General features: G+C 67.3%; 25 protein-coding genes and 2 pseudogenes. 15 read left to right on the top strand and 12 right to left on the bottom strand.

Annotated features, from left to right (window positions below):
• The 5 genes from AB0D12_RS33665 to AB0D12_RS33645 form a co-directional block, all read right to left on the bottom strand.
• On the bottom strand, positions 1-2,127 hold the full coding sequence (locus AB0D12_RS33665) for a SpoIIE family protein phosphatase (protein ID WP_362691487.1): 2,127 nt from the start codon (positions 2,125-2,127) through the stop codon (positions 1-3).
• Between the two features lie 452 nt (positions 2,128-2,579).
• The gene (gene ugpC, locus AB0D12_RS33660) at positions 2,580-3,776 is read right to left on the bottom strand and encodes a sn-glycerol-3-phosphate ABC transporter ATP-binding protein UgpC (protein ID WP_362691484.1); all 1,197 of its coding nucleotides are present in this window, start codon (positions 3,774-3,776) and stop codon (positions 2,580-2,582) included.
• A 38-nt stretch (positions 3,777-3,814) separates the two neighbouring features.
• A complete protein-coding gene (locus AB0D12_RS33655) occupies positions 3,815-4,648 on the bottom strand; it encodes a carbohydrate ABC transporter permease (protein ID WP_362691481.1) in 834 nt (277 codons plus the stop codon).
• The gene (locus tag AB0D12_RS33650; protein WP_362691478.1) at positions 4,648-5,592 is read right to left on the bottom strand and encodes a sugar ABC transporter permease; all 945 of its coding nucleotides are present in this window, start codon (positions 5,590-5,592) and stop codon (positions 4,648-4,650) included. The genes AB0D12_RS33655 and AB0D12_RS33650 overlap by 1 nt, the downstream gene beginning before the upstream one ends.
• On the bottom strand, positions 5,589-6,815 hold the full coding sequence (locus tag AB0D12_RS33645; RefSeq protein ID WP_362691475.1) for an ABC transporter substrate-binding protein: 1,227 nt from the start codon (positions 6,813-6,815) through the stop codon (positions 5,589-5,591). Before AB0D12_RS33645 ends, AB0D12_RS33650 begins: the two co-directional genes overlap by 4 nt.
• A 357-nt stretch (positions 6,816-7,172) precedes the next feature.
• Here AB0D12_RS33645 and AB0D12_RS33640 point away from each other — a divergent pair, with 357 nt between their 5' ends.
• Positions 7,173-7,469: a DUF1876 domain-containing protein gene (locus AB0D12_RS33640; RefSeq protein ID WP_327327721.1), complete on the top strand. Its 297-nt coding sequence runs from the start codon at positions 7,173-7,175 to the stop codon at positions 7,467-7,469.
• Positions 7,470-7,589: 120 nt separating this feature from the next.
• Positions 7,590-8,147 (top strand): hypothetical protein, encoded by a 558-nt coding sequence (locus AB0D12_RS33635; RefSeq protein WP_362691472.1) that lies wholly within the window; start codon positions 7,590-7,592, stop codon positions 8,145-8,147.
• 14 nt (positions 8,148-8,161) lie between these two features.
• Here the strand turns inward: AB0D12_RS33635 and AB0D12_RS33630 are convergent.
• Positions 8,162-8,739, bottom strand: a pseudogene (locus AB0D12_RS33630) (dihydrofolate reductase family protein).
• Between the two features lie 242 nt (positions 8,740-8,981).
• Here AB0D12_RS33630 and AB0D12_RS33625 point away from each other — a divergent pair.
• Complete coding sequence (locus tag AB0D12_RS33625; RefSeq protein WP_362691469.1) at positions 8,982-9,491, top strand: DUF664 domain-containing protein; 510 nt, start codon at positions 8,982-8,984, stop codon at positions 9,489-9,491.
• A gap of 185 nt (positions 9,492-9,676) precedes the next feature.
• Positions 9,677-10,009: a DUF3140 domain-containing protein gene (locus tag AB0D12_RS33620; RefSeq protein ID WP_362691466.1), complete on the top strand. Its 333-nt coding sequence runs from the start codon at positions 9,677-9,679 to the stop codon at positions 10,007-10,009.
• Positions 10,010-10,120: 111 nt separating this feature from the next.
• Here AB0D12_RS33620 and AB0D12_RS33615 read toward each other — a convergent pair whose 3' ends face one another.
• Both AB0D12_RS33615 and AB0D12_RS33610 read right to left on the bottom strand, forming a co-directional pair.
• Positions 10,121-10,294: a CsbD family protein gene (locus tag AB0D12_RS33615; protein ID WP_362691463.1), complete on the bottom strand. Its 174-nt coding sequence runs from the start codon at positions 10,292-10,294 to the stop codon at positions 10,121-10,123.
• A 134-nt stretch (positions 10,295-10,428) separates the two neighbouring features.
• On the bottom strand, positions 10,429-10,962 hold the full coding sequence (locus AB0D12_RS33610; protein WP_362691517.1) for a type 1 glutamine amidotransferase domain-containing protein: 534 nt from the start codon (positions 10,960-10,962) through the stop codon (positions 10,429-10,431).
• Positions 10,963-11,276: 314 nt separating this feature from the next.
• On the opposite strand from AB0D12_RS33610, the gene AB0D12_RS33605 reads away from it, so the two are divergent.
• On the top strand, positions 11,277-11,921 hold the full coding sequence (locus tag AB0D12_RS33605) for a diguanylate cyclase (RefSeq protein ID WP_362691460.1): 645 nt from the start codon (positions 11,277-11,279) through the stop codon (positions 11,919-11,921).
• Positions 11,918-12,892, top strand: a complete 975-nt coding sequence (locus AB0D12_RS33600; protein WP_362691457.1) for an SMP-30/gluconolactonase/LRE family protein — start codon at positions 11,918-11,920, stop codon at positions 12,890-12,892. Before AB0D12_RS33605 ends, AB0D12_RS33600 begins: the two co-directional genes overlap by 4 nt.
• A 78-nt stretch (positions 12,893-12,970) precedes the next feature.
• On the opposite strand, the gene AB0D12_RS33595 is transcribed toward AB0D12_RS33600, so the two are convergent.
• Both AB0D12_RS33595 and AB0D12_RS33590 read right to left on the bottom strand, forming a co-directional pair.
• Positions 12,971-14,521: an FAD-dependent oxidoreductase gene (locus AB0D12_RS33595; RefSeq protein ID WP_362691454.1), complete on the bottom strand. Its 1,551-nt coding sequence runs from the start codon at positions 14,519-14,521 to the stop codon at positions 12,971-12,973.
• Positions 14,522-14,616: 95 nt separating this feature from the next.
• Complete coding sequence (locus AB0D12_RS33590) at positions 14,617-14,862, bottom strand: DUF6158 family protein (RefSeq protein ID WP_362691451.1); 246 nt, start codon at positions 14,860-14,862, stop codon at positions 14,617-14,619.
• 348 nt (positions 14,863-15,210) lie between these two features.
• Between AB0D12_RS33590 and AB0D12_RS33585 the strand changes: the two genes are divergently transcribed.
• From AB0D12_RS33585 to AB0D12_RS33575, 3 genes are read left to right on the top strand one after another with little or no spacing between them, the layout of a single operon-like run.
• Positions 15,211-15,840 (top strand): nucleotidyltransferase family protein, encoded by a 630-nt coding sequence (locus AB0D12_RS33585; RefSeq protein WP_362691448.1) that lies wholly within the window; start codon positions 15,211-15,213, stop codon positions 15,838-15,840.
• A complete protein-coding gene (locus tag AB0D12_RS33580; RefSeq protein WP_362691445.1) occupies positions 15,837-16,091 on the top strand; it encodes a hypothetical protein in 255 nt (84 codons plus the stop codon). The genes AB0D12_RS33585 and AB0D12_RS33580 overlap by 4 nt, the downstream gene beginning before the upstream one ends.
• Positions 16,088-16,870 carry a metallophosphoesterase gene (locus AB0D12_RS33575; RefSeq protein ID WP_362691442.1) on the top strand — a complete coding sequence of 261 codons (783 nt, stop codon included), beginning with the start codon at positions 16,088-16,090 and terminating at the stop codon, positions 16,868-16,870. Before AB0D12_RS33580 ends, AB0D12_RS33575 begins: the two co-directional genes overlap by 4 nt.
• Before the next feature lie 166 nt (positions 16,871-17,036).
• On the opposite strand, the gene AB0D12_RS33570 is transcribed toward AB0D12_RS33575, so the two are convergent.
• Together AB0D12_RS33570 and AB0D12_RS33565 are read right to left on the bottom strand one after the other, a co-directional pair.
• A complete protein-coding gene (locus AB0D12_RS33570) occupies positions 17,037-17,528 on the bottom strand; it encodes a hypothetical protein (RefSeq protein WP_362691439.1) in 492 nt (163 codons plus the stop codon).
• A 425-nt stretch (positions 17,529-17,953) separates the two neighbouring features.
• Positions 17,954-18,109: a DUF6131 family protein gene (locus tag AB0D12_RS33565; RefSeq protein ID WP_362691436.1), complete on the bottom strand. Its 156-nt coding sequence runs from the start codon at positions 18,107-18,109 to the stop codon at positions 17,954-17,956.
• A 496-nt stretch (positions 18,110-18,605) separates the two neighbouring features.
• Between AB0D12_RS33565 and AB0D12_RS33560 the strand changes: the two genes are divergently transcribed.
• From AB0D12_RS33560 to AB0D12_RS33535, 6 genes and pseudogenes are all read left to right on the top strand, one after another.
• A complete protein-coding gene (locus tag AB0D12_RS33560) occupies positions 18,606-19,997 on the top strand; it encodes a DUF1996 domain-containing protein (protein ID WP_362691433.1) in 1,392 nt (463 codons plus the stop codon).
• A gap of 770 nt (positions 19,998-20,767) precedes the next feature.
• Positions 20,768-21,088 (top strand): gas vesicle protein, encoded by a 321-nt coding sequence (locus AB0D12_RS33555; protein ID WP_362691430.1) that lies wholly within the window; start codon positions 20,768-20,770, stop codon positions 21,086-21,088.
• 34 nt (positions 21,089-21,122) lie between these two features.
• A complete protein-coding gene (locus AB0D12_RS33550) occupies positions 21,123-21,587 on the top strand; it encodes a gas vesicle structural protein GvpA (RefSeq protein WP_362691427.1) in 465 nt (154 codons plus the stop codon).
• Positions 21,588-21,590: 3 nt separating this feature from the next.
• Entirely contained in the window at positions 21,591-22,337 is a 747-nt protein-coding gene (locus AB0D12_RS33545; RefSeq protein WP_362691424.1) for a GvpL/GvpF family gas vesicle protein, read from the top strand.
• A gap of 1 nt (position 22,338) precedes the next feature.
• The gene (locus AB0D12_RS33540; RefSeq protein ID WP_362691421.1) at positions 22,339-22,587 is read left to right on the top strand and encodes a gas vesicle protein GvpG; all 249 of its coding nucleotides are present in this window, start codon (positions 22,339-22,341) and stop codon (positions 22,585-22,587) included.
• 7 nt (positions 22,588-22,594) lie between these two features.
• Positions 22,595-22,979, top strand: a pseudogene (locus tag AB0D12_RS33535) (histone protein); the annotation flags it as partial.

Here is a 22,979-nt window from a genome sequence, read left to right as displayed (position 1 = left end):
CTACCAGCCTTGCACCTTCCGAGCGGGATCGCGCGAGTGGAGCCGCTCGGGGTGACTCCGCACCGAGCCCCGCGGACGCAGAGTTCTGGCGAGGAGCACCGCTACATCGTCCTGGGCCGCGGAGGGCAGCAGGTGGCCGAGGACGCGGTCACAGATCTCCTCCAACGGGTGGTCGAGTTGCCGCAGCGCCTGGGCGAGTTGCTGCATGCCCTGGTCGAGGTCTCTGTCGCGGGCCTCGATGAGGCCGTCGGTGTACAGCACCAACAAGCTGCCGGGGGGCAGCGGCACCTGCTCGGTCTGGAAGCCCTGCCCACCCGCCCCCAAAGGCGTACCCGAGGGGCCGTCGAGGAACGCGATCGTCCCTCGGGTGTCGACCACGGCCGGAGGTGGATGTCCGGCTCTGGCGATCAGACAACCGCCGGCAGCCCGGTCGTGGACCGCGTACACGCACGTCGCCATTTCATTCTCACCCAGGTCGCTCACGGCGGCGTCCAGGGAACGGAGCATCTCAGCCGGGGGGATATCGTGCCGTGCAAGTGTTCGCACCGCCGTGCGCAGTTGTCCCATGACGGCCGCCGCATGGATTCCGTGCCCCATCACGTCTCCGATGACCAGCCCGGTCCTGCCGTCGGGCAGCGTGATGGCGTCGAACCAGTCGCCCCCGACCTCGTGGTCGCTGGCGGGCAGGTAGCGACCGGTGAGTTCCAGGCCGGTCACTTCCGGTAGCGCGTTGTTCGTCAGGCTGCGTTGCAGTGTGAGCGCCGCCTTTCGCTGGCTGGTGTACATGCGCGCGTTGTCGATGTTCAGCGCCGCTCGGGCGACCAGCTCGTCGATGAGCACGCAGTCCTGCTCGTCGAACGGTTCGCGGCTGCGGGCACGCGTCACCACCACGGCGCCGAGCACTTTGCCACGGGCGACCAGCGGGACCAGTCGCGCGGAGCCCAGGGTGCCGAGGTAGGTACGCAGTCGCTCGGCGCGCGGATCGGTGATCAGCGCCGGGACATCGGCCTCGTAGAGGTTCATGGGGCGCCCGTCGGCGAGGACCTGCTCGTACACCGAGCCGATCGGGACCTGGAAGGTGGCGCCCACTGCCAGTCTTGCGGTGGGGGCGGACGGATCGGGGAAGGCGGCCGCCAGACGCCGCACCACGCCTTGGGTGGATGCGGCGGCCTCATCGGGGTCGAGCACTTCCTCCAGCAGTTGTACGTCGGCCGAGTCGGCCAACTGGGGCACCAGTACCTGCACCACCTCCTCGGCGGTCTGCCGCAGGTCCAAGGTGGTCCCGATCTGCGTGCCCGCCTCGGCCAGCAGCGCCAGGCGCCGCCGCGCCCGGCCGGCCTCGACCTGCGCCTGCTGCCCCGCGGTGATGTCGATCAGCGAAGCGATCAGGCCCAGCCTCCGGCCGACGCCGTCGAGCAGTGGAGCATATGAGCAGGACCAGATCCGGTCGTGATCGGGATCCGCCGGCGTGCGACCGGTGCGGCGTACGTCGACCACCGCCTTACCGCGATCCAGAACCTGCCGCATCACCGTCTCCAGCTCCGCGGTGTTGACCCCTGGCGCGACCTCGGCCGGCCGCTTGCCCAGGTGGTCGGCGGCGGAGACGCCCTGCATCCGCGCCAGCGCGTCGTTGACCCGCAGAAAGCGCAGATCGGGGCCGAGCATGGCCAGACCGATGGGGGACTGGGTGAACAGACCTTCCAGGGCCGCCAGTGAATCCCGCATGCGCAGAACCTCGGAGGTCTCCACGGCGATGGCCAGGATGCCCGTCCCTCCCTGCGGGTCCGCAGCCGGGCAGATCCACATCTCCATCGGCACGAGATGCCCGTCGCGGTGCCGCACCGGGAGGGACCCTACGACAGCCTCACCCGCCCGGACTTTCTGCATCAGCTGATCGGCCAGCTCCCAGTCGGGCTTGGGGACCAGTATCGGGATCCCGTGCCGGCCCAGCAGCTCGTCCGGCTCGTAACCGAGCAGATCCTGCGCGGCGAGCGACCACTCCACCAGGCGCCCGTCCGCATCGGCCCTCCACAGCGCGATAGGAAGCAGCTCGCGGAGCACACCCGCGTACCCGATCGCCGACAGGGGCTGATCCGGCACATCACTCGTCGACTCGTGTGTGTCCAACACAACGACCTAACCCCGGGGTGTGGGGCGCTCCGCCTGCAGGCGGCTCCCTGGCGATCTACCGGCCGGGCGCTGCCGACGCATCACGGGTGCAGCGTCTTCGGGTACAGCTTTTCCGGGTGCAGGTTCTATCAAATCACCCTATCCGAGGCGTGGCGTGGGTGAACGGAGCCGTGGTGATCCAGGACGGGTGAGGATGCCGCGAGCTTGTCGACCATCTCGGGCAGCAGCCAATGCTCTTGTTTCGACGTCCTTCTATGTTGACGTTTTTCGAATCAGTGCGCAAAGTTGCATTCAAGAACGTCGATGCAGCTGACTCTGGGGTCTGTCCTGGCCCCTGCCATCGAGGAGTGAAGGCCATGAGTGAGCAGTCCGCCGCTCTGCACGAGACCGTCCGTCGATGCTGGGCGACTGCGTCGGCTGCACGTCAGGCTCGCTCGGACAGTCCGGGCTCATCCGCCGCCGTTCTCCCGGTGGGTGAGGTTCGCGCCGGTGCGTGGGTCGAAGACACGGATCCTCGAGGTGTCCACCCACAACTCGGCCTGGCTCCCCTCGCGGACCTGCGTCCCGGTACTGAGCCGCGTGACAATCTGATGGCCGCTGGCTCCCGTCTCACTGATGCCTGAATCGGCGGCCAGCTCGTCCAGCTCCGAGGTGGCGGTCGGCTGCCAGTCCTCCTCGGTGAAGTAGGCGTAGACGTCCGAGCCCAAGGACTCCACCACATCCACGGTGGTGGTGAACGTGGTTCCCGTCCGCAACCGGCCCGGATCGACCAGTGCGGCGTCCTCGAAGGCTTCGGGCCGCAGACCCACAATGAGGTCCCGGGACGCGTTCTGGCGCTCCAGGCTCTGGCGTACCTCGTCGGACAGGGGCATCTCGCCGACGACGGTGCGCAACACGTTCTCCTCCAGGGTGGCCTGGAGGAAGTTCATGGCGGGTGAGCCGATGAACCCCGCGACGAACAGGTTGCGTGGCTCGTCGTAGAGATACTGCGGGGTGCCGACCTGTTGAACGACGCCGCTGCGCATGACGACCACACGGTCCCCGAGCGTCATGGCCTCGGTCTGGTCATGGGTGACGTAAACGGTGGTGGTGCCCAGACGCTGCTGAAGTCGAGAGATCTGGGTGCGCATCTGTACCCGGAGCTTGGCGTCGAGGTTGGACAGCGGCTCGTCCATCAGGAACGCCTTGGGGTCGCGGACGATGGCGCGGCCCATGGCGACGCGCTGGCGTTGGCCACCCGAGAGGTTCGCGGGTTTGCGGTCCAGATGATTCGTCAGGTCGAGGACGCGGGCGGCCTCCTCCACCTTGCTCCTGATGGTGGTCTTGTCGACCTTGGCCAGACGCAGGGCGAAGCCCATGTTCTCTCGCACGGTCATGTGCGGATAGAGGGCGTAACTCTGGAAGACCATGGCGATGTCGCGGTCCTTGGGCGCCTTGTCGTTGACGACCTGGTCATCGATCCGCAGGGTGCCATCGGTGATGTCCTCAAGCCCGGCGATCATGTTGAGCGTGGTGGACTTGCCGCAACCGGAGGGCCCGACCAGGATGACGAACTCCCCGTCGCCGACGGTGAGATTGACGTCCCGCACGGCCAGGGCGCCGTCGGGAAACCGCTTGGTGATGCCCTCGAGAACGATCTCGGCCACGGTCGGTGCTCCTTGTCCTGACTGTCGGCTGCTGCCGGTCAGCCCTTGACGGCCCCGGACGTCAGTCCGGCGACGATACGCCGCTGGAACAGCAGCACGAAGACGATGATCGGAATGGTGATCACTACCGCCGCGGCGGCGATCGAACCGGTGGGCTGCTGGAACTGGCTGCTCCCGGTGAAGAAGGCGATCGCCGCGGGCACGGTGCGGGCCCTGGTTGTCGAGGTCAGGGAGATCGCGAACAGGAAGTCGTTCCAGCAGAAGATGAAGACGAGGATGGCGGTGGTGAACACGCCCGGCGCGGCCAGCGGCGCGATCACCAGCCGGAACGCCTGGGCGGGCGTGGCCCCGTCGACCTTGGCCGCCTTCTCCAGATCCCACGGGATCTCCCGGAAGAACGCCGACAGGGTGTAGATCGCGAGCGGGAGGGAGAAGGTCATGTACGGGATGATCAGCCCCGGCCAGGTGTCGAAGATCCCCAGAATGCGCTCGATGTTGAACAGCGGGGACACCAGCGAGATCGGCGGGAACATCGCGATCAACAGGGACATGCCGATCAGCAGCCTCTTGCCGGGGAAACGGAGCCTCGCTACGGCGTAGGCGGCCATGGTGCCCAGCACAACGGCGATCACTGTGGCGATCAGGGCGATACCGATGGAGTTGATCAGGGCCCGGGTGAACTCCGAGGTCTGGAAGATGCCGCTGTAGTTCTCCAGGGTCCACTTGTCCGGGACGAAGTTGCCGTCGGTGAGGGTGCTGGGGTCCTTGAACGACAGGGCTGCGATCCACCAGACCGGGAACAGGGCATAGGCGATCACCACGGTGTTGGCGATGGCCCAGCCGGTGAGGTGCCTTTTGCCTGCGCCGGCCATCAGCGACCTGCCTCCTGTGAGCCGGGGGCGGCAGCCCCGAAGAGTTTGATGAAGGCGAAGGCGATCAGGCCGACGCACAGGAAGATGAGCACGGAGATTGCCGATCCGATGCCGAGGTTGAGCGCGGTGAACAGGTTGTCGTAGCCGAGGATCGACACCGAGCCGGTGCCATGAGCTCCCGAGGTCAGCACATAGATGTTGTCGAAGACCCGGAAAGCGTCCAGGGTGCGGAACAGCAGAGCCACCAGAATGGCCGGCTTCATCAGCGGCACTGTGACCAGAATGAAGCGCTGCCAGGCGGACGCACCGTCGACCATGGCGGCGCGCAGCGTCTCTTCAGGCACGAGGGCGAGTCCGGCCAGCAGGAGAAGTGCCATGAAGGGGGTGGTCTTCCAGACCTCGGCGAGGATGATCAGCCCGATGGCCGGCCAATGCTCGGTCAGCGGGGCATCGCCGGACGGCAGGAGTGCGGCGAGGTAGCCGGTGTCCGGGGTCCAGGCGTACTGCCAGGAATAGGCGGCGACCACGGTGACGATGCCGTAGGGGATCAGGATGGCGGTACGCACGGTCCCGCGGCCGAAGATGGCGCGATGCATGACCAGGGCCAGCGCGAAGCCGAGGACGAGTTCCACGGCTACGGAGATGACGGTGATGAACACGGTGACCCAGAACGCCTCCCACCAGAACTCGGAGGAGAGCACGGCCGCGTAGTTGCTCAGGCCCACGAAGCGCGCTTGACCTGGGAAGCGCAGGTCGTAGCGTTGCAGAGAAAGATAGATCGCGTAGCCGATGGGGTAGGCCGTGACGGCGAGCATCACGACCACCGCGGGCGCGCAGAGCAGCCACCCCAGCCGTCGCTCCTGCCGGGCGCCCTCGGACAACGCTCCGGTCCTGCCGCGGGCGGGGGCCGGAACCGTCGACGGAACGGGGGTCGGGGTGTTCACGGGATCAGCCCCTTGGACTGGAGGGCGTCCTCGATCTGGTTGCCGATGTTCTCGACGTCGCTCCGGGGACTGATCGCCGATGGCGGGGAGAGCGTGTGCGAGATCGCGATGGACACGTTCTGATAGGCGGGGGTCTGGGGGCGGACGCTGGCGTTCTCCAGGGCCGAGAGCACTTCGGATGCGAACGGGTAGCTCTTGAAGAGTGCCTTGTCGAAGTAGAGCGCGCGCAGCGTGGGCGGCAGCCCGCCCTTGAGCGCCGCGGTCATCTGGTTCTGACGGTTGCGCAGGCACAGCGCGGCCTCGAACGCGAGGTCAGGGTGGCGCGAGTAGGCGCCGACGGCGAGGTCGATGCCTCCGATGGTGGGTTTCGACGGCCGGCCGGGGTCCACGCCGGGGTAGGGCGCCCAGCGGAAGCTCTTGAACAGGCCGGGCTTGTTCGCCTTCATCGAGGGATAGACGAACGGGTAGTTCAGCTCGAAGGCGGCGCTGCCCGACTCCATGGCCAGCCGGTTCTGATCCTCCATCTGATTGGACAAGGAGGGGTCTGCTGCGGGTGAGGTGGCCAAGTTGTGCATGATCGTGGCCGCTTGGACCGCGGGCGGGCCGAGCGAGGGTGCAGTGGCTGTGGCGTTGAGGATGGAGCCGCCCGCGCTCTCCACGAGCGTGTTGAACCAGACCGTCAGCCCTTCGTACTGGGCGCCCTGGATCTCGACGTAGTGGGGCTTGCCTTCCTTGGCGAGGTTGCGTGCCATGCCGAGCATCTCGGCCCAGGTCTTGGGGGGCTTGGGCACGAGGTCGCTTCGGTACCACAGCAACTGCGTGTTGGTGTTGTACGGGACGGCGTACAGCTTGCCCTTCCACGTCGCCGTTCGCAGCGGCACCTCGAGGGTGCCCGCGGTGGCACTCCGGCGATTGCCGCCCGTCCACGGCAGGATCCAGTTGGCCTCGGCGAACTCCGCAGCCCAGGTGACATCGAGGCCCAGGATGTCCAGGGTGTCGTCGTGCGCGGCGAGCCGGCGGACGAGCTGCTGACGCTGGCCGTCCGCGCCGCGCGGGAGCTTGTTGTACGCGATGCGGTAGCGCCCGCCCGAGGCGCGGGTGCAGTTGCTCGCTGCGCCGGCCAGGGCTCCTGAATCGTCGGGAAAGTTGTACCAGTTCAGACTGACCGGGCCGGATTCTTCTGAGCCGCAGGAGGTCAGCAGTCCGGCCAGTAGGGGAAGCACGGTGAGGCACCGCAGCCGCCGTGCGGCGCCACGGCTCGCGGGTCGCGGCGATGCGTCGCCGCGCGCTCGCACCGGGGCCTGCCCGTTCGTGTGCCCCACCGCTCACCTCCCGGACCCGGCGGTCACCGGGTGCCTGGTCACCCCGCGCAGTGCCTTCGTCTCCGGAACGTAACGGGTCCCCTGCCCCGCCCAGCGCAACGCGTCGTGTGGGGGACAGGAGATCCCCCGGATGGCCAGCCCCCCTTGCCTGGCGGGTCCCCCTTTCCGGGTGGCGCGCGACCTGGCCCCGGCGGGGGGATCCTGAAGGCAGGACTGCGTCGCGGCGGCGCACTGCGGCCGCGGGCGAGGAGGTGCGCCATGACTCGGACACTTGAGTGGAAGGTCCGCGTTCGCCTGACCGAGGAGGACGGCACGACGAAGGCCGAGGCGGTGCTGGACACTGGCACCGCGACGCTCACCGGCCACGGGGTGGCCCACTGCAATCCCCAGGACGTGGACGTCCCCGCCATCGGCGACGAACTGGCGGCGAGCCGTGCCATGAGAGACATCGCCGGACAGCTGATGAGAGTGGCCGACCGTGACCTGGAGGCTGTGGGCGCCGGATCGGGGAGCGGACCTATCCGGCCGCCGTACGCCTGGTCGGACATGACCTAGTAGTGCCGTTGCGTCCTGGGTCGCACGTGTAAGAGCCAGTTGGTATCAGGACCTGAACAATCGTGCTCCCACGTATAGTTCACGGCGCAGCAGCGCAGCAGCGTGGGGGCGGGGGAGACGGTGAGCGGCGCGCGGGTGTGGTGGTATGCGGGTGCATATGGAGTCCTGGCGGTGGTGGTCGCCGGCTGCACGGCACCCGCGCCTGATGTCGATCCCACGCTGAGGAAGGCCGTCCAGCCGGTCGTGCATGACGCACTGGTCGCCGGACTGGAGAAGGAGGGCGGCATGCTGGCCGACTCCTCGTTGGCCTCCACGGCCCTGTGGTTCTGTGCGGAGAAGGTCGTCGAGATCCGCGAGATGGATGGCGAGGCCTTGAAGGTGGGTCTGGTCACACGCTGCTCCGAACTGGCAGCGCGGGGCCGGACCCTTGTCGGGGGAACAGGCGTCCGCGCGCCGTGGCTGGTGGAGCTGTCCAAGGACGGGAAGGGTGGCTACCACGTACGACGCCAGGACAGTCCGCCCGACGGCGTGGGCTATGACGAGTGGATCGGCCGTTCCTTCTCGCAAGGGGGCGCGGAGGTGGTGCGGCACGAAGACTGGGACGCTACGAGCACGTTGGAGTCGGCCGCGCGCACGCATTTCCGGCTGCCGCCCGACGCGCCGGTCACCACGCTGTGATCGCGCAGTCTGTGTCATCCCGACGACGAAGCCTCGGCACACTGGTAGCGGAGGAGGACGACTCCGTTGCCGAAGGTCCGGGTCTCGGCGAGCCGAAGATTGATCTTGACATCCGATGGCTGGAACAGGGGCTTGCCCCGTCCAATGAGGATGGGGTGAACGTAGAGCCGGTACTCGTCGATCAGATCGTGCTGTATGAAGGTCGCGGTGAGGTCGGCACCACCGAGCCCGAGATCTCCGCCCGGCGCGCCTTGAGCGCCATGACCTCCTCGACGACGACGTCTCGCACGATGGTGGTGTTCCAGTCGGCCCGCTCCAGGGTCCGGGAATACACGATCTTGGGCATGTCCCGCCAGATACCGGCAAACTCCACCACGGGCCCGGCACTTGAGGGGTCCGAGTCGGCGGTTGGCCAGAACCCGGCCATGAGCTCATGGGTGACACGTCCGTTGAGGAAGGCGCCCATCACCTTGAGCTGCTCGTTGAAGTGGCTGTGCAGCTCGTCGTCGACCATATGCCAATCGATCTGGCGGTCCGGTCCCTCGATGAAGCCGTCAAGGGACACCGACATCATCAAGATGATCTTTCTCATCGCCGTCCTCGCCGAAGTCGCGCGCCGGTCATGGCCGAGACGTTACGCCCCCGGCGGCACCGCGGGACAAATTGAGGAGCGGATTGGCATGTGCTCGAGGTGTTGGTACGCGTTTTGGGGCGCGATCACCTGTGTCTGCCGCGCTACTTCGTGTCGAACGCCTGGCCGGGGCGGGCGAGGGTTCATGGTGGTTCCGGAGACATAGCCACTTGCCGGGACGGCCCAGGACCAAGGATCGATGCATGAACAGCTCGGATTTGCTGGCGGATGCGTTCGAGCGCGTCCGGGAGTCAGTACACGCGGCGGTCGATGGGCTTTCACCGGATGACCTCAACGCCCGGCTGGATGCCGACGCGAATTCGATCGCCTGGCTCGTATGGCATCTGTCGCGCATCCAGGACGATCACGTGGCTGATGCAGCCGCGTGGGAGCAGGTGTGGTTCTCCCAGGACTGGGCGGACCGTTTCGAGCTGCCCTTTGCCAAGAGGGCGACCGGGTTCGGCCACTCCAGCAAGCAGGTCGCCGCGGTACAGGTCCAGTCCGCCGAGCTGCTGCTCGGCTACTACGACGCCGTCCACGAGCAGACCATGCGATTCGTGCGCGGGCTCGACGACGCTGCGCTCGACAGAGTCGTGGACGAGACCTGGTCCCCGCCCGTCACTCTGGGCGTCCGTCTGATCAGCGTCATCGCCGACGACCTGCAGCACGTTGGTCAGGCAGCATTTGTCCGAGGCTCCCTGGAGCGCCGTTGACGTGCTCCCCGGCCTGAAGTTGTCCGCCGGGGATTCCTGATTGTCGGGGCTCGCTTTTGTTCGGCAGGTTTGAAGTCCTTGCCGATTGGTCACCCGAGAGGCATCGGCAGGGCTGTAAAGCCGCTGCGCCCGATGGCCGGCGCGGCTGCCTGCCTGCAGAGACGGCACGATGTACGGAGCCGAGTATGGGTGAAATGGACGCAGTCGAGACCGAGGCTCTCTGGGATGAGTTTCACCAATTGGTGAACATGACCTCCCAGGAACTGAGCGCATGGCTCAAAACCCGCGAGGAGGCCGAGAGCGCGGAAACCTTGCAGGCGGGCGCCGACATCAAGGCGGGCCGGCATGTGCTGACGATTCTGTTGAAGCGGCGTGCCGACCTCACTGACGACGACGTTCAGGTCATGCACCAAGTTGTGGAAGCCGTCGAAACGCAGCAGGAGCGGGTACGTGACGCCGGGGACGTTCAGGCGCGTCACAGCCTCATGACCCTCGGGCACGATCCGCTCAAGCCCTGAAAGAGACGGAGCGGTGGGGGTTGACGCCAAAAGCGGCAGGGGTTGACGCTAAAGGTGCTGGACCTGACGCGGTGGGCACCGCCTCAGGTCCAGTCCTTGAGTGATCCCGGCTTACCGTCCGGACTTCTTCGCCCGGTCGGCAGCCTTTTCGGCGGCTTCCTGGGTCTTGCCCGTGATCTGCTCGCCACGGCCCTCCGCCTGCATGCTCAGGTCGTCAGTGGCCTTGCCGACGGTCTCCTTCATCTTTCCCTTGGCCTGCTTTGCCTTCGCCTTTGCCTTACTCATGACGGTTGCCCTTTCAGATGGGGAGTGGGCTGGCATGCCCATCTTGCGCTCATCACCCAGAGTGCGCATGTGGATGCCTATTGGTCATTTTGTTGCTTACGGTAACCATCGGGCTCTCTCCAGGGTGCTGCCGCTCACTTGCCGAACTCCGGGATGAACGTCGAAGAGAAAGCCTTCAGATCGGCGGGTTTACGGCTCGTGATCAGCGTGGCGGGGGCGGCGCGACAGACCTCGACCTCCTCGTCGACCCACGTGCCGCCCGCGTTGCGGATGTCGGTCTGCAGACTGGGCCAAGAGGTCAGCGTCCTCCCGCCCACCACGTCGGCCTCCACCAGCGTCCAAGGGGCGTGACAGATCGCCGCCACCGGCTTGGCCAGGTCAAAGAACAGCCTGACGAATGCGACGGCCGATTTGTTCATACGCAGTGCGTCCGGATTGGCGACGCCTCCGGGAAGCACCAGCCCGGCATAGTCCTCTGCATTGCTCTCCGCGACCGTCCGGTCAACGGGGAAGGTGTCGGCCTTGTCGAGGTGGTGGAAAGCCTGCACGCGTCCGGACTTTGTCGAGAGTAGTTCCGGCTCGCCACCTGCTTCGACGACAGCTTGCCAGGGGTCGGTCAGTTCGACCTGTTCCACACCCTCGGGAGCCATGAGAAAAGCCACTCGCACGGGACTCACGTCCTTTCCATCGATGCGCGGCGATATGTACCCCGTCCATCTCAACCGCGAGTGCCCACATTGCCGCGGCATATCCGAAACTTTCAGAACTCGTCTTCCGGGCGGGCCGCTGGGAGGCCGGAACCGTGCCAGGCAGCTACTTTCCGTCATAAGCGCCGGGGGCGTTTCGCATCCCCGCCGTCGGTTACCCGAGCCGCAGTACCGGGGCGCCCCCTCAGAGAGCGGGGCGCGATCTCAGAGGAGGAACCCCATGACGGGCCTGCCGCAACTGATGAGTTGATCGCCCAGCGACCAGAAAGGCACTCATGCCCCTGCCCTCAAGTTCCGAACTCCGCGCATGGCGGTACTGGCGTCGTGGCCGCGACCTCGACGTGCCCTTCTCCTCGACCGATGTCGAAGCCACCAACCGGCGGTTCTTGCTGTACGGGGTTCTCCCCTTGTGGGTGGTCCCCGGGGTCGCCGACTGGTGGATGCACCGGCGGTCGCGTATCGAGGACACCAGCGGCGTACGCGAATCGGCTGTGCACGCGCTGATGATGACCGAGGCGGGTGTACCGGTCGCGATGGGCCTGCTTGCCAAGGTCAATCCTCTGGTGCTCACAGTCATGGGCGGTGCGGCGCTGGCCCATGGCGCCACCGCGCTCTACGACGTGAGGCTTGCCTCCGAGGAGCGCGAGGTGCGCCCGCTGGAGCAGCACATCCACAGTTTCCTCGAGGTCCTTCCGCTGTCGGCCATGGCTTTCACCGCATGCCTGCACGCGGACCAGGTACGAGCCACGCTGGCCGGAGGGCGCAGCCCCGGGGACTGGAAGCTCCTGCCAAAGGAGAACCCGTTGCCTGCCCGGTACTTGGCCGGCCTGGCCGCTGTCATCGGCGCGGGTGTCGCCCTTCCCTATGCCGAGGAAATGGTCCGCTGCGTTCGGGCACGCCGAGCCCGCCGGGCCCGATGACGCGTCAACGGAGCCCGCACCGTGAAGGAGGCGTATTACCCCCGCTGCGTATCGTCCCGATCGGCGCTCGCGGCCCGGAGGATGTCGTGGTCGACGAGCTGGGACGTGTGCTCACCGGTGTTGCGGACGGCCGGATCCTGAGGATCGCCGCAGCGGAACGGCAGCGCCCGCCCCTGATCGAAGAGGTAGCGAACACGGGTGGCAGGCCCCTTGGACTGGAGCTGCTCGCCGATGGCCGACTCCTCGTCTGCGACGCGGAAAGAGGCTTGCTCCGCATCGATCCACAGCGCGACACCGGTGGTGAAGTCCTCGCCGACGCGGTGAACGGCTCGCCCTTGCGGTTCTGCAGCAACGCGGCAGCCGCGTCGGACGGCACCATCTACTTCACGGTGTCCAGCCGGCGCTTCGGCTTGCGGGACTGGCTGGGCGACATCCTGGAGCACACGGGAACAGGGCAGTTGCTCCGGCTCGGGCCGGACGGGAGCCTCGACGTACTCCTGGAGGACCTGCAGTTCGCCAACGGGGTGGTGCTTGCGGCGGACGAATCATTTGTCACCGTGGCGGAGACCGGGGCGTACCGGCTTACGCGCCTGTGGCTATCCGGCCCCAGGGCCGGCGAACGAGACAGCCTCATCGAGGAGCTGCCCGGCTTCCCCGACAACCTCTCATCCAGTCGCAACGGGATGATCTGGATCGCTCTGGCCAATCCGCGCCAGGCCCTGCTGGAGCGACTGCAACGCGCGCCGCCCGCGGTCACACACTTCGCGTGGAGCGTGGCCCGTCGTCTGAGGCCCCGTCCTCGGGACATCGCCCGCGTCATCGGCATCGACAGTGCGGGACGCGTCCTGAAGGATCTTGCACGCCGCGGATCCGGCTACAGGATGGTCACCAGCGTCTGTGAACACGGCGGGCGGCTGATCATGGGGAGTCTTGAGGAGGAGGCCATCGCCCTGTGCGACCTGTCTCTTTGACTGCTGCTTCCCTTGTACTTGCCGGGCGGATGCGCGATGAGGTCATCAGAGCCGAGACCGATGGACCTCTCACCCTGTTCATCCCCCGGTTCCGGGCGCCTCGCGAGATTCCAGTGGCCTGGTGGCGGGTCCGTGCAGAACCGAACCGTCCGTCGCGAAGCGGGAGCCGTGGCAGGGGCATTCCCAGACCCGCTCGGCATCGTTGAACTGCACCAGGCAGCCGAGGTGGGTGCAGCGCGCGGAGAGCACGCTGGCGTGGCCCGACTCGTCGCGGTACACGGCGCAGCGCCTTCCCTCCAGTCGTACGACCGCTCCGCTGCCGGGCGGGATGTCGTTCACCGAGTCGACGTGGCTGGTGTGCAAGCGGTCGCCGACAAAGTGCCGGGCGGTAGAAGCCTGGAACTTGACCAGCTCCGCCGTCTCGCTCACCCGAGGCAGCCTCCTCGGGTCGTACAGGTCGGTCCAGGCAGGTCGGCCCCCGCCTGCGATGTGGGCCGCGAGCAGGCGGCCGGCCATCACCCCGTTGCTCATGCCCCAGCCGCCGAAGCCGGTGGCCACATAGACGTGCTGGGTGCCGGGGTGGGCATGTCCGACGTACGGCAGGTGGTCGCTCGAGTCGTTGTCCTGCGCCGCCCAGCGGTAGGCGTTGCCGGCCTCTGCGAAGCCGGGCATCCGCTCGCGCGCCCAGGAGTCGAGGCGCGCGAACCGTTGCCGTACGTCTCCGGCCCCCGGCTCGAACGATTCGCCGGTGACGATGAGCAGTCGGCGCCCTTCGTCGTAGGGCGCGCTGCGCACCGAACGGACCCTGTCCTCGGGACTCATGTACATGCCCGTCGGCGCGGCATCGGACGGTACCGGCGCGGCGATGACCAGTTCCCGACGGGGCTTGAGCCGGGTGAAGAGGAGGGCGCGGTCGAATACCGGGTAGTGCGTCGCGATGACGGCATCGCGTGCCTCGACCGTCACCCCGTCTTCCGTCGACAGTCGGCAGCGGCTGCCGTCGTGGAGTGCGGTGACACGGCTGCGTTCGTGAATGCGGCCGCCCGCGGCGACGAACTTCTCGGCCAGGGCGAGCAGAAACTTCCGCGGGTGGAACTGCAGCTGGCCCTCGACGCGCACCGCGCCGGAGACCGGGAAGGGCAGTTCCGTCTCGGTCACGAAGGAAGCGTCGAGTCCTGCCCTGCGAGCCGCCTCCGCCTCGTCCCTGATCTCGCCCACGCGCTTCGAATCCTCTGCGTATGTGTAGGCAGTGGTGCGCTCCAGGTCGGCGTCGATGTCCAGCTGGGCACAGAGAGTCGCTGTCCGCTCGACCGCGTCCTGCTGCGAGAGCGCATACAAACCGGCGTTGTCGGCGCCGTGCTTCGCCTCCAGCCGCGCGTATGCCAGACCGTGCAGGGACGTCAGTTTGGCTGTGGTGTATCCGGTCACTCCGGCGGCGATCCGGTCCGCCTCCAGGACGACGACGTCCAGGCCCGCCCGGACCAGTTCCCATGCGGTGCACAGGCCGGCGATGCCCCCGCCGATGACGGCGACTTCGGCGGTCAGGTCCGTGCCGGCGGGTGGGTAGCCGGTACCGGGGGTGGTGACCATCCAGTACGACTCGTCGATTGTTGGGCGTTCCGCAGCCATGATTACCGACTTCCCTTTCTGCTCTTTGGCCAACGACCGCGCGCGAACGGACTTCCATCGGCCCAGTGCGCCGAGGGCGCGGCGTATGCCACCACTCACTCGGTCCTCGCGCGGGCGCCTTCCCGTGTCCTGCCGGGCGCCACAGGGCGGTCGGAATGGCGCTTGAGGTACTCGGCTTCCAGTTCCGTCATACGGATGCTGTGTGCTACCAGCGCGTTCTGTGAGCCGTGCAGCAACGTGTCGTGCCGCGTGCGGTGAATGGTCTCCAGCTCCCGCAGCAGCTGCTGGTCATCGAGATCTGCAGGGCCCACCCCCCTGTGCCTGCCTCCAGCGTTGCTCATCGGACTTCCTTCCGTCTGCACTTCGTCCAGTACCTGCTACCCGCCGGGGAAGCAACTACGTGATGCCGTCGATTCGGTCAGGGGGCGCAGGGGGCGCAGCGCTCCAGGTACTGCGTTACGTCGCCCGCCGGAGCCCGCCGCGGGGACCGTTCCCTAGCGCCGCGCCCGGATCCGGTCCTCGGCCATCTCTTCCACTCTGGCCCCACGGACAGGCTTTGGCACGCGAGCCGACAAGGGACCGCGATGGTCGGTGGGCGAGTACGGTGCATTTGGTGAGGATCTACTCGTAAGCCTCAGCCCGGCGACCGGGGTAACCCGGCTGACCAGCGGCCGGCCGGAGGCAGCGCTGTGGAGGGCGGACGCGTGCAGCAACAGAGCGCAGAGGTACGGGGCAGTGCCTGGCCACTCCCGCCGGATCGCACTCAGTCGATCTTGGAAGCTACCAAGCATGTGGCCGCCACACTCAAGAGCGGCGGGCACTCGTTCGCTCTGGCCGGCAGTGTGGCCGCCTACGCCCACGGCGTGCCGGTCAGCCTCCAGCACGACACCGACTTCTGCATTCTGCGGGAAGACGCGGCCGTGGTGACCGAGGCGCTGGAGAACGCTGAGGTCGAGGTGCGGACCCCGCCGGAGGACTGGCTGATCAAGGCCCGCAGCCATGGTGAGGAAATCGACCTGATCTTCGAGCTGGCACAACAGCCGGTGACTCCAGAGCTGCTCGACCGGGCCGAGACCCTGCCGGTGGACTCGGTGCGCATGCCTGTGCTGTCGCCCACCGACCTCGTCAGTAGTCTGCTCGCAGCCTTCTCCGAGCATCACTGTGACTTCGGAGCCGTACTCCCCATCGCCCGGGGCCTCCGCGAGAAGATCGACTGGGACCGAGTGCGCAGCGAGCACCGGGATTCGCCGATGCCCGAGGCGTTTCTCTACCTCCTCGAGCGTCTGGAGATCATCCAAAAGCGGGAGGCAAAGCCATGACTCATGGCGACACCGCCGAGTACCGCATCGCACACCTGAGGGACCGGCTGGCGAGCGGGCCGACCGCGGAGATGGGTGTACGGATCGAGTTGCGCGGCGACACCGTCCTGCTGTCCGGCGCGGTCTCGAGCCCCACGTGCCGCGACGAGATACTGCGTGTCGCACGAGAGGTCCTCCAGGGGCTCTCGTTGCGGGAGGACTTGGTGGTGGTGTCCACGACCGCACCCGACCATCCTGAGGAGCTCTCGTGATCCGAGTAGCGGCAGTCGGCGACATCCATATGGGACCCGACAGTGCGGGGACGCTCCGGCCGGCCTTCGACACTCTGGGCGAGTGCGCCGACGTACTACTGCTCGCCGGTGATCTGACCCGGCACGGGACGGTCGACGAGGCCGAGGTGGTCGCCCGGGAGGTGGCCGGCCTGGACGTGCCGGTGGTGGCGGTTCTCGGCAACCACGACTACAACAACGACCAGCAGGCCGAGGTGACGGCGCTGCTCGGTGGGGCCGGAGTGACAGTTCTGGAGAGCGAGGGCGCCGTGCTGGACGTCGGCGGCGTGCGGGTGGGGGTCGCCGGTACGAAGGGTTTCGGCGGCGGGTTCGCCGGACGCAGCGGCGGCGAGTTCGGTGAGCCCGAGATGAAAGCGTTCATGCGTCGCAGCAGGCTTTGCGCTGACGGCCTTCGACGGTCTCTGGAGGAGCTCAAGAAGCGCGACTGCGCCGTACGGATCGCGCTGACGCATTTCGCACCCGTCCCGGACACCCTTGCCGGCGAGCCGCCGGAGATCTTTCCCTTCCTGGGCAGCTACCTGCTGGCCGAGGCCGTGGACGAAGCCGGAGCCGACCTTGCTGTTCACGGCCATGCGCACCTGGGCAGCGAGCATGGGATGACCAGCGGCGGGGTGCGCGTGCGCAATGTCGCCCAGCCGGTGATCGGACGCGCCTTCGCCGTCTACCACCTGCCCGTGCACGCGGGCCGAGACGGCACGGCGGGCTCGGCGGGGAGGCCGGATACCGCCATGCTCGGCTGAGCCACCGAGGCTGGGGGCGCCTTGCCGCAATGTTCGTGGACGGCCGGTCGGCTCGTGTTCGGCGTAGAAGTGCACCTCGACGGTCCCCCGTGGCGGTCCCTGCCACCGGCCCCCTGCGAATGCCTGAGCTTCACGCAACTGTCGCGCGCAGCACCAAGAAGGCATGTCATGCGTGCCGGAATGTGGTTCCCGCCTGCTGGAGGCGCAGCTCCTCGAGCGTCCGCAGCTGACGCCCCGCACGCTCGAGGAGGGTGTCCAGCCTCTGCGACTCCAACCGCGGCTCGTTGTCAGCCAGCAGCCGCAGCGTTTTCCATGCCGCCGCCTTGCCCTCCACGCCCAGTCGCAGCATCTCCAGCTCCAGCAGGGAGCTGAGCGGCGAACGACGCACAAGACGGCCATTGGTTTTGAGGCGAGCGGCCTTTTCGGACAGCCAGCCCGCAACGACCTTGTGACGGCGGACCGGGAGGTCGAGCCTGCTCATGATCTCCAGCAGAGCCGAACGGTCCTGAGCAATCTCCGCCGCAATGGGCCCCAAGGCCGAAGAGACTGCCGGATCCTCGTGGGTCTTCGCCATCCGACGGGCCAGATCGGTGCCGGCGAAAGAGCCCGCAACATGGTCGTTGAGGTAGATGCCGAGCAGGTGCGATCGTTCGTCCACGACGTTCCTCCTTGCGTAGTCACGTACGGGCGTGTTCGCGTCCGGGATGACGATGTCCGCGTCGACGGACGCTCGATGGGGTTGTAGCCGTGGAACGCGTGCAACCGCGGGGAAACGGTGCCGCACGACGGGAGGAGGAGGCCCGCGTCATTGTGGCTCCGTATCGGCGGCGCCGGGTGAGCTGTTGACTGCGTTGATCGCCGCCACAGAGCCGGGACCGAGCAGGTGAGGGGCCCGTTCGCCGCGGCGAACCGGCGCGAGCGAGCGGGGCCGTGGCCGACCCGCCACGGGGTGCGGAATACCTCCCAGGAGCTTGCCTCCTGGGAGGTGAACGCCGTGGCTGCGGCCACGCGTGCACGGCCGTATTCGCTGTCAGATGCCCGCGCTTACGGGGACTACGCGAGCGCCCCCGTAAGCGAGGTCCTCTACCAGTAGTGTCGCCGCCCGCCGACCGCATGCCCGACCGACCCCAAGATCCAAAAGATTGCCCCGATCACGACCAGGATGATCCCAATGGTCCAAAGAATGCTGATACCGGCCACGAACCCGATGACGAGCAGAATGACGCCCAGAGCGATCACGGTGACCTCCCGATTCGCCTAAAGATCTCCAAACCACTCTGCTCCTCGGCTGTCAAGGCGGCAACCGCTCCTGGATCCGACACCCTGTGCGAACCCACGCTCGACCACTTGCTGCACAGCGGCAGACTCACCACCGCCACCTTCGGCGACACAGGCGGGCGCCTCGGGGCCATCGCGCAATCGGTGACCAACGGCGATGGCACTCGCCGGATCAGTCCTGCAGGACGACAGTGGGATCTCCCTCTCGGAGGAGTCCATCCTCGGTGGGCTGTCCGGGATGGTTCACGCACAGGTGCTCTCCCGGCATCAGCTGTCGTTCGCGGGCCCCGGCAAGATCCGAAGGGCACGCCCCCAGGTCTTACGAGACTGTGACACCCCTGGGACTCACGGGGTGGACGGGACTGATGCGCTGCCAGAGTGTGCCGCCAACGGGGGCCCGCCGTCAGGGACTTGATCCGGACGTGCGGTCGGAACCAGCAGAAAGCGAGCACACTCCATGAATCAGCGGCACAAGATGAACCGCACCAGGCGAAAGGCGCTCCTCGCGGTGGCCGGCCTGGTGCTGGGAGGCGGCGGCCTTGCGGTCGTCAACGCCGGGGCCAATGCCAGCAGCCCCGGCGGACAGCGGGCCGCATCGGTCGTCTGTCCGTCGGCGGTGGAGCGGCTGCCGGACGTTCCCGCGCAGGCTCGTGCCGAGGTGCGTCGGGACCTGAGCCTCATGCGGCAGGACATCGCGGCGGCCGACGCCCGGCTGGCCTCCGGCAAGGGCGCGTCCTCCCGTTCCGTCCTCGGACCGTTGTGGTCCAAACGCTCGGCCGCTCTGGAGCGGATCGAGATCGCCGTCGAGCGGGCCGGAAGCGCGCGTCCGCAGAACCTGCAGAGCCTTTCGCTCTGCACCGTCGAGGACGGGGGAACTGCCGGGGCGAAGGCTCAGGGCGACCAGCAGCAGGGGGCGGGACAGTCCCCTGCCGGCGCGCCGGGGGCCGGGCAGCCACCCGCGGGCGGGCCGTCGCCCGAGGACTTCGTCGACATCACCACCTTCCCGCCGAACGTCCAGAAGGCGCGGGCCGGCCGTTCCGCCTCCACGGGCACATTCCGGTCGAGGTGCGGTGTGAACGCCCAGGGGCAGTTCAACTCCGACAATGTCATCGTGGCTCCCGGGGTGACCAACGGCGCCCACCACACCCACGACTACGTGGGCGCGGTCGGCGTCGACGGATTCACCACCAACGAGTCGCTGGCCGCCTCACGGACGACCTGCACCAACGGCGACCGGTCCACGTACTACTGGCCCGTGCTGCGGGACCGCAGCGGCGTCCAGGAGTCGGACGCCGACAAACAGGGCGGAGGCGCCGAGGGCAACATCGGCGCGATCCTCACCCCCGCGACCGTCTCGTTGCAGTTCGTCGGCAACCCCCGGTCCAAGGTGACGGCCATGCCGCGGTTCCTTCGCATCATCACGGGTGACGCCAAGGCCAACGCGAACGGCGGAGCCAACGCAAACGCCCGGTTCACCTGCACCGGCTTGGAGAATCGCGTCGAGCTGAAGGACAAGTACCCGATCTGCCCGCAGGGCAGCAAGCTGATGCGGGTGTCCAAGTTCCAGAGCTGCTGGGACGGCAAGAACACCGACAGCGCCAACCACCGCTCCCACGTCGCCTTCGCCGACGCCCGGGGCACGTGCCCCGCCGGGTTCCGGCCGATCCCGCAACTCGTGCAGCGCGTCACCTACAACGGCCTCGCCGGCTCCACCGGATTCGCGATCGACAGCTTCCCCGAGTCGCTCCACAAGCCCGTCACCGACCACGGTGACTTCATCAACGCCATGCCGGATGCGCTGATGAAACAGGCCGTGAGCTGCATCAACACCGGCCGCCGCTGCGGCTGACGGCTTCCACGCCCAGGCCCGGCAGCGAGCAGCGCGCTGCCGGGCAACCCGCGCCACCACCGCCGCAACCTTCGGCCAGGCGCACGACGCCTGGCTCAGCTACCCCGACCGCGTGGGGCTCAATGTGCTGCTGCAGACCATCACCGTGACCGAGATCGCCCGCGAGCACCACCTGTCCAGGACCGCGTGATCAGAATCCTGTCACTCCGCAAGAACTGGCCGTGATCGCAGCGCACCGGCCAGGGCAACACCGTCAGCCCCAACCAGGTACCGTCTCCTGGCCCAAGAGAGCAACAGCATGCGCCCAACCAGCCTGGTCACGCGGCCCGTCGTTCCGCATGCCGCAAGGCTCGTGTCCACTGTGACTGGGCGTGCACTTCCCGAAAGGTCAGGCAGCGGGTCATAAGGGTGATCGACACGCCCAGGTGATGAGTGCCTCGCTGTGCTGCGGCAGGCGTTCGCGGCTGCGGCATGCGGATGGCCCGCATGATTCCGAATGCACTCAAAGTCTGCCCACGGCCCCCACTGACGCCTGAGTGGAACTAACCGATCCGGCGCTGCTTCCCCAGGCACCGGGAGTCTGGGAATCCCCGCGATTCATCACGGGATTCCCGCAACCGGAATCAGAAGAAAGCGCAGGTCAAAGCATTCCGTCGTAGCCCGACCCTGCCGCCGCGTGGCAGGCCTCCGGTGCACGCACGGGGCGCAGCGGCCACGCCGACGGCTCAGCACAAGATGCGCCGTTCCTGTCAGCGATGAGACTTGTTCCTATGGCAGAGCAACGGCGAACGCGGGAGCGGCCCTCGGCAAAGACGTCGGGCGGGCGAGCCTCCTCCCCTCGGGGGCCGGAGCAAGCTGCCCGCGATGCCTGCCAGCGGCTGGAGGGGCTGATCAGCCATTCCATAGAGGGCGTGTCGGCAGTACGACGTACGGACGACGGATGGTGCGTCGTGGTTGACGTCCTTGAGGTGGCTCGAATTCCGGACACAACGAGCTTGCTCGCCTCGTACGAGGTGCAACTCGATCAGGGCGGCGAGCTCATGGAGTACTGCAGGGTCCGCCGCTATCGAAGGGGCTCCGCCGACGAGTGATCTGCGCTACCCGACCAGCTGAGAGGACCCACCCATGCCCACCACCGTCTACTCCGACGAGGTTGCGTGCCCACCGCGCGCCGGCACGTTGTACGACGTGCTGGAACTCATCCTGGACCGGGGCATGGTTATCGACGTGTTCGTCCGGGTCTCCCTGGTAGGCATCGAGATCCTCAAGATCGACGCGCGCATCGTCGTCGCCAGCGTCGACACCTATCTGCGGTTCGCCGAAGCGTGCAACCGACTGGACCTCGAGCGCGACTCGCGCAGCACCACCGTCCCGGAGCTGTTCGGTGGCGGTGCGGCCAAGTCCGTCGGCAAGCGCAAGGTGAGGAAGGCCGCGGAATCCGTGGGTGACACCGTGCGCAAGGCGGTCGGAGGCCGTGACGACGATGACTCCGAAGAGTCCGACGAGGCCGACGAGGAGCAGCAGGAGCGGCCGCGTCGACGCGCGCCTGCCGGCAGCGGGGCCCGTCGACGCCGACGTGTGGAGGCATGACCGGTGACGAACAATGGTGTGTACGTCTACGCGATCATCCGGACCGGAAAGCCGCTGCCGATGGACGCTACCGGCGTGGGCAGCCCGCCTGCTTCCTTGAGAGTGGTCCGGCAGGGGCCTGTCACCGCCGTCGTCAGCGATGCGCCCCCGCAGCTGCGGGCACGCCGTCGCGATCTGCTGGCACACCAGGATCTCCTGATGCGCCTGGCTGACGGCGGACCGGTGCTGCCCATGCGCTTTGGAATGGTTGCACCGGACGAGGAGATGGTGCGCAAGCAACTGGCCGTCGCCGAGACGCGCCACATCGCGGCGTTGGAGCAGCTCGACGGCGGGGTCGAGGTGAACATCAAGGCACTTCCGGCCCAGAACGGGTTGGCCGCCCTCGTGGCCGAGGACAAGAACATCCGGCGTCTGCGCGAGGACGTCCGTCGCCGTCCCGGATACGACGCCACGCTCCGGCTGGGTGAAGCCGTGGCTGTGGCGCTGTCCCGCAGGGCAGCCGAGGCCGGTCAGCGCCTGGTGCGCGAGCTCACTCCCATGGCTCGCGCGGTGGCAGCGGGGCCGGAGGTTCACGGATGCGCTCTCAACGTGTCGTTCCTCGTCAACCGGAGCGACAGCGACGACTTCCGAACGACGGCGGAGCGGTTTGCTGATGCGCACCGTGAACGAGTTGAGCTTCGCATTGCGGGCCCGCTGCCCTGCTACAGCTTCGTCGCCGACGACTGCCCTCCCGTACCGGCCGGAGCATGACATGGGACTCATCACGGGATTGCTCACACTCCCTCTCGCGCCGGTCCGTGGAGTGATCTGGGTAGCGGAGAAAGTCAATGAAGCCGCCGAGCGCGAGCTGCATGACCCCGCCGTACTGCGCGCTCAACTGGTGGCGCTGAACCAGGAGCTCGAAGACGGAGACATCAGTCAGGAGGAGTTCGAACGGGAAGAGGAAAGGCTGCTCGACCGACTCCATGAAGCGTTCTGCGCGCCGAATGAACGAAGGTGACTCACTCATGGACGAGCAAACCAAGTTGGCCCTCGCCGTCTCAGTCGTGGGCGGCTACCTACTGGGCCGTACCAAGAAGGGCCGACTGGCCCTCACGGTGGCGACTTACCTCGCGGGCAGGCGATTCGGCCTCGAACCGCGTGAGCTTGCCGCTGAAGGGATGCGCAGGCTGGGTGAGATCCCACAATTCGCCGAGCTGCAGGGGCAATTGAAGGGGGAGGTCCTCGACGCCGGCCGTAAGGCGTTGACAGCTACAGCGAACCGAGGGATGAGTTCGTTGGCCGACGCGATCAGTGACCGTACAGCCCGCCTCGGCGCGGGTGAGGACGAGGAAGAGGAAGAGCCGGAAGAGGAAGAGCCGGAAGAGTACGAGGACGAGGAAGAGGAAGAGC

Source organism: Streptomyces sp. NPDC048479 (assembly GCF_040651435.1).
Taxonomy (GTDB): domain Bacteria; phylum Actinomycetota; class Actinomycetes; order Streptomycetales; family Streptomycetaceae; genus Streptomyces.
The sequence above is the reverse complement of the archived record's forward strand: the minus strand, read 5'-3'. Positions and strand labels throughout refer to the sequence as shown.

Coding starts and splice junctions, on each gene's coding strand:
- AB0D12_RS33595 (WP_362691454.1), bottom strand. CDS start 14,521: ATGGCTGCGGAACGCCCAACAATCGACGAGTCGTACTGGATGGTCACC.
- AB0D12_RS33555 (WP_362691430.1), top strand. CDS start 20,768: ATGGCAGAGCAACGGCGAACGCGGGAGCGGCCCTCGGCAAAGACGTCG.
- AB0D12_RS33615 (WP_362691463.1), bottom strand. CDS start 10,294: ATGAGTAAGGCAAAGGCGAAGGCAAAGCAGGCCAAGGGAAAGATGAAG.
- AB0D12_RS33590 (WP_362691451.1), bottom strand. CDS start 14,862: ATGAGCAACGCTGGAGGCAGGCACAGGGGGGTGGGCCCTGCAGATCTC.
- AB0D12_RS33655 (WP_362691481.1), bottom strand. CDS start 4,648: ATGGCCGGCGCAGGCAAAAGGCACCTCACCGGCTGGGCCATCGCCAAC.
- AB0D12_RS33550 (WP_362691427.1), top strand. CDS start 21,123: ATGCCCACCACCGTCTACTCCGACGAGGTTGCGTGCCCACCGCGCGCC.
- AB0D12_RS33605 (WP_362691460.1), top strand. CDS start 11,277: ATGCCCCTGCCCTCAAGTTCCGAACTCCGCGCATGGCGGTACTGGCGT.
- AB0D12_RS33560 (WP_362691433.1), top strand. CDS start 18,606: ATGAATCAGCGGCACAAGATGAACCGCACCAGGCGAAAGGCGCTCCTC.
- AB0D12_RS33580 (WP_362691445.1), top strand. CDS start 15,837: ATGACTCATGGCGACACCGCCGAGTACCGCATCGCACACCTGAGGGAC.
- AB0D12_RS33620 (WP_362691466.1), top strand. CDS start 9,677: ATGGGTGAAATGGACGCAGTCGAGACCGAGGCTCTCTGGGATGAGTTT.
- AB0D12_RS33540 (WP_362691421.1), top strand. CDS start 22,339: ATGGGACTCATCACGGGATTGCTCACACTCCCTCTCGCGCCGGTCCGT.
- AB0D12_RS33600 (WP_362691457.1), top strand. CDS start 11,918: ATGACGCGTCAACGGAGCCCGCACCGTGAAGGAGGCGTATTACCCCCG.
- AB0D12_RS33625 (WP_362691469.1), top strand. CDS start 8,982: ATGAACAGCTCGGATTTGCTGGCGGATGCGTTCGAGCGCGTCCGGGAG.
- AB0D12_RS33640 (WP_327327721.1), top strand. CDS start 7,173: ATGACTCGGACACTTGAGTGGAAGGTCCGCGTTCGCCTGACCGAGGAG.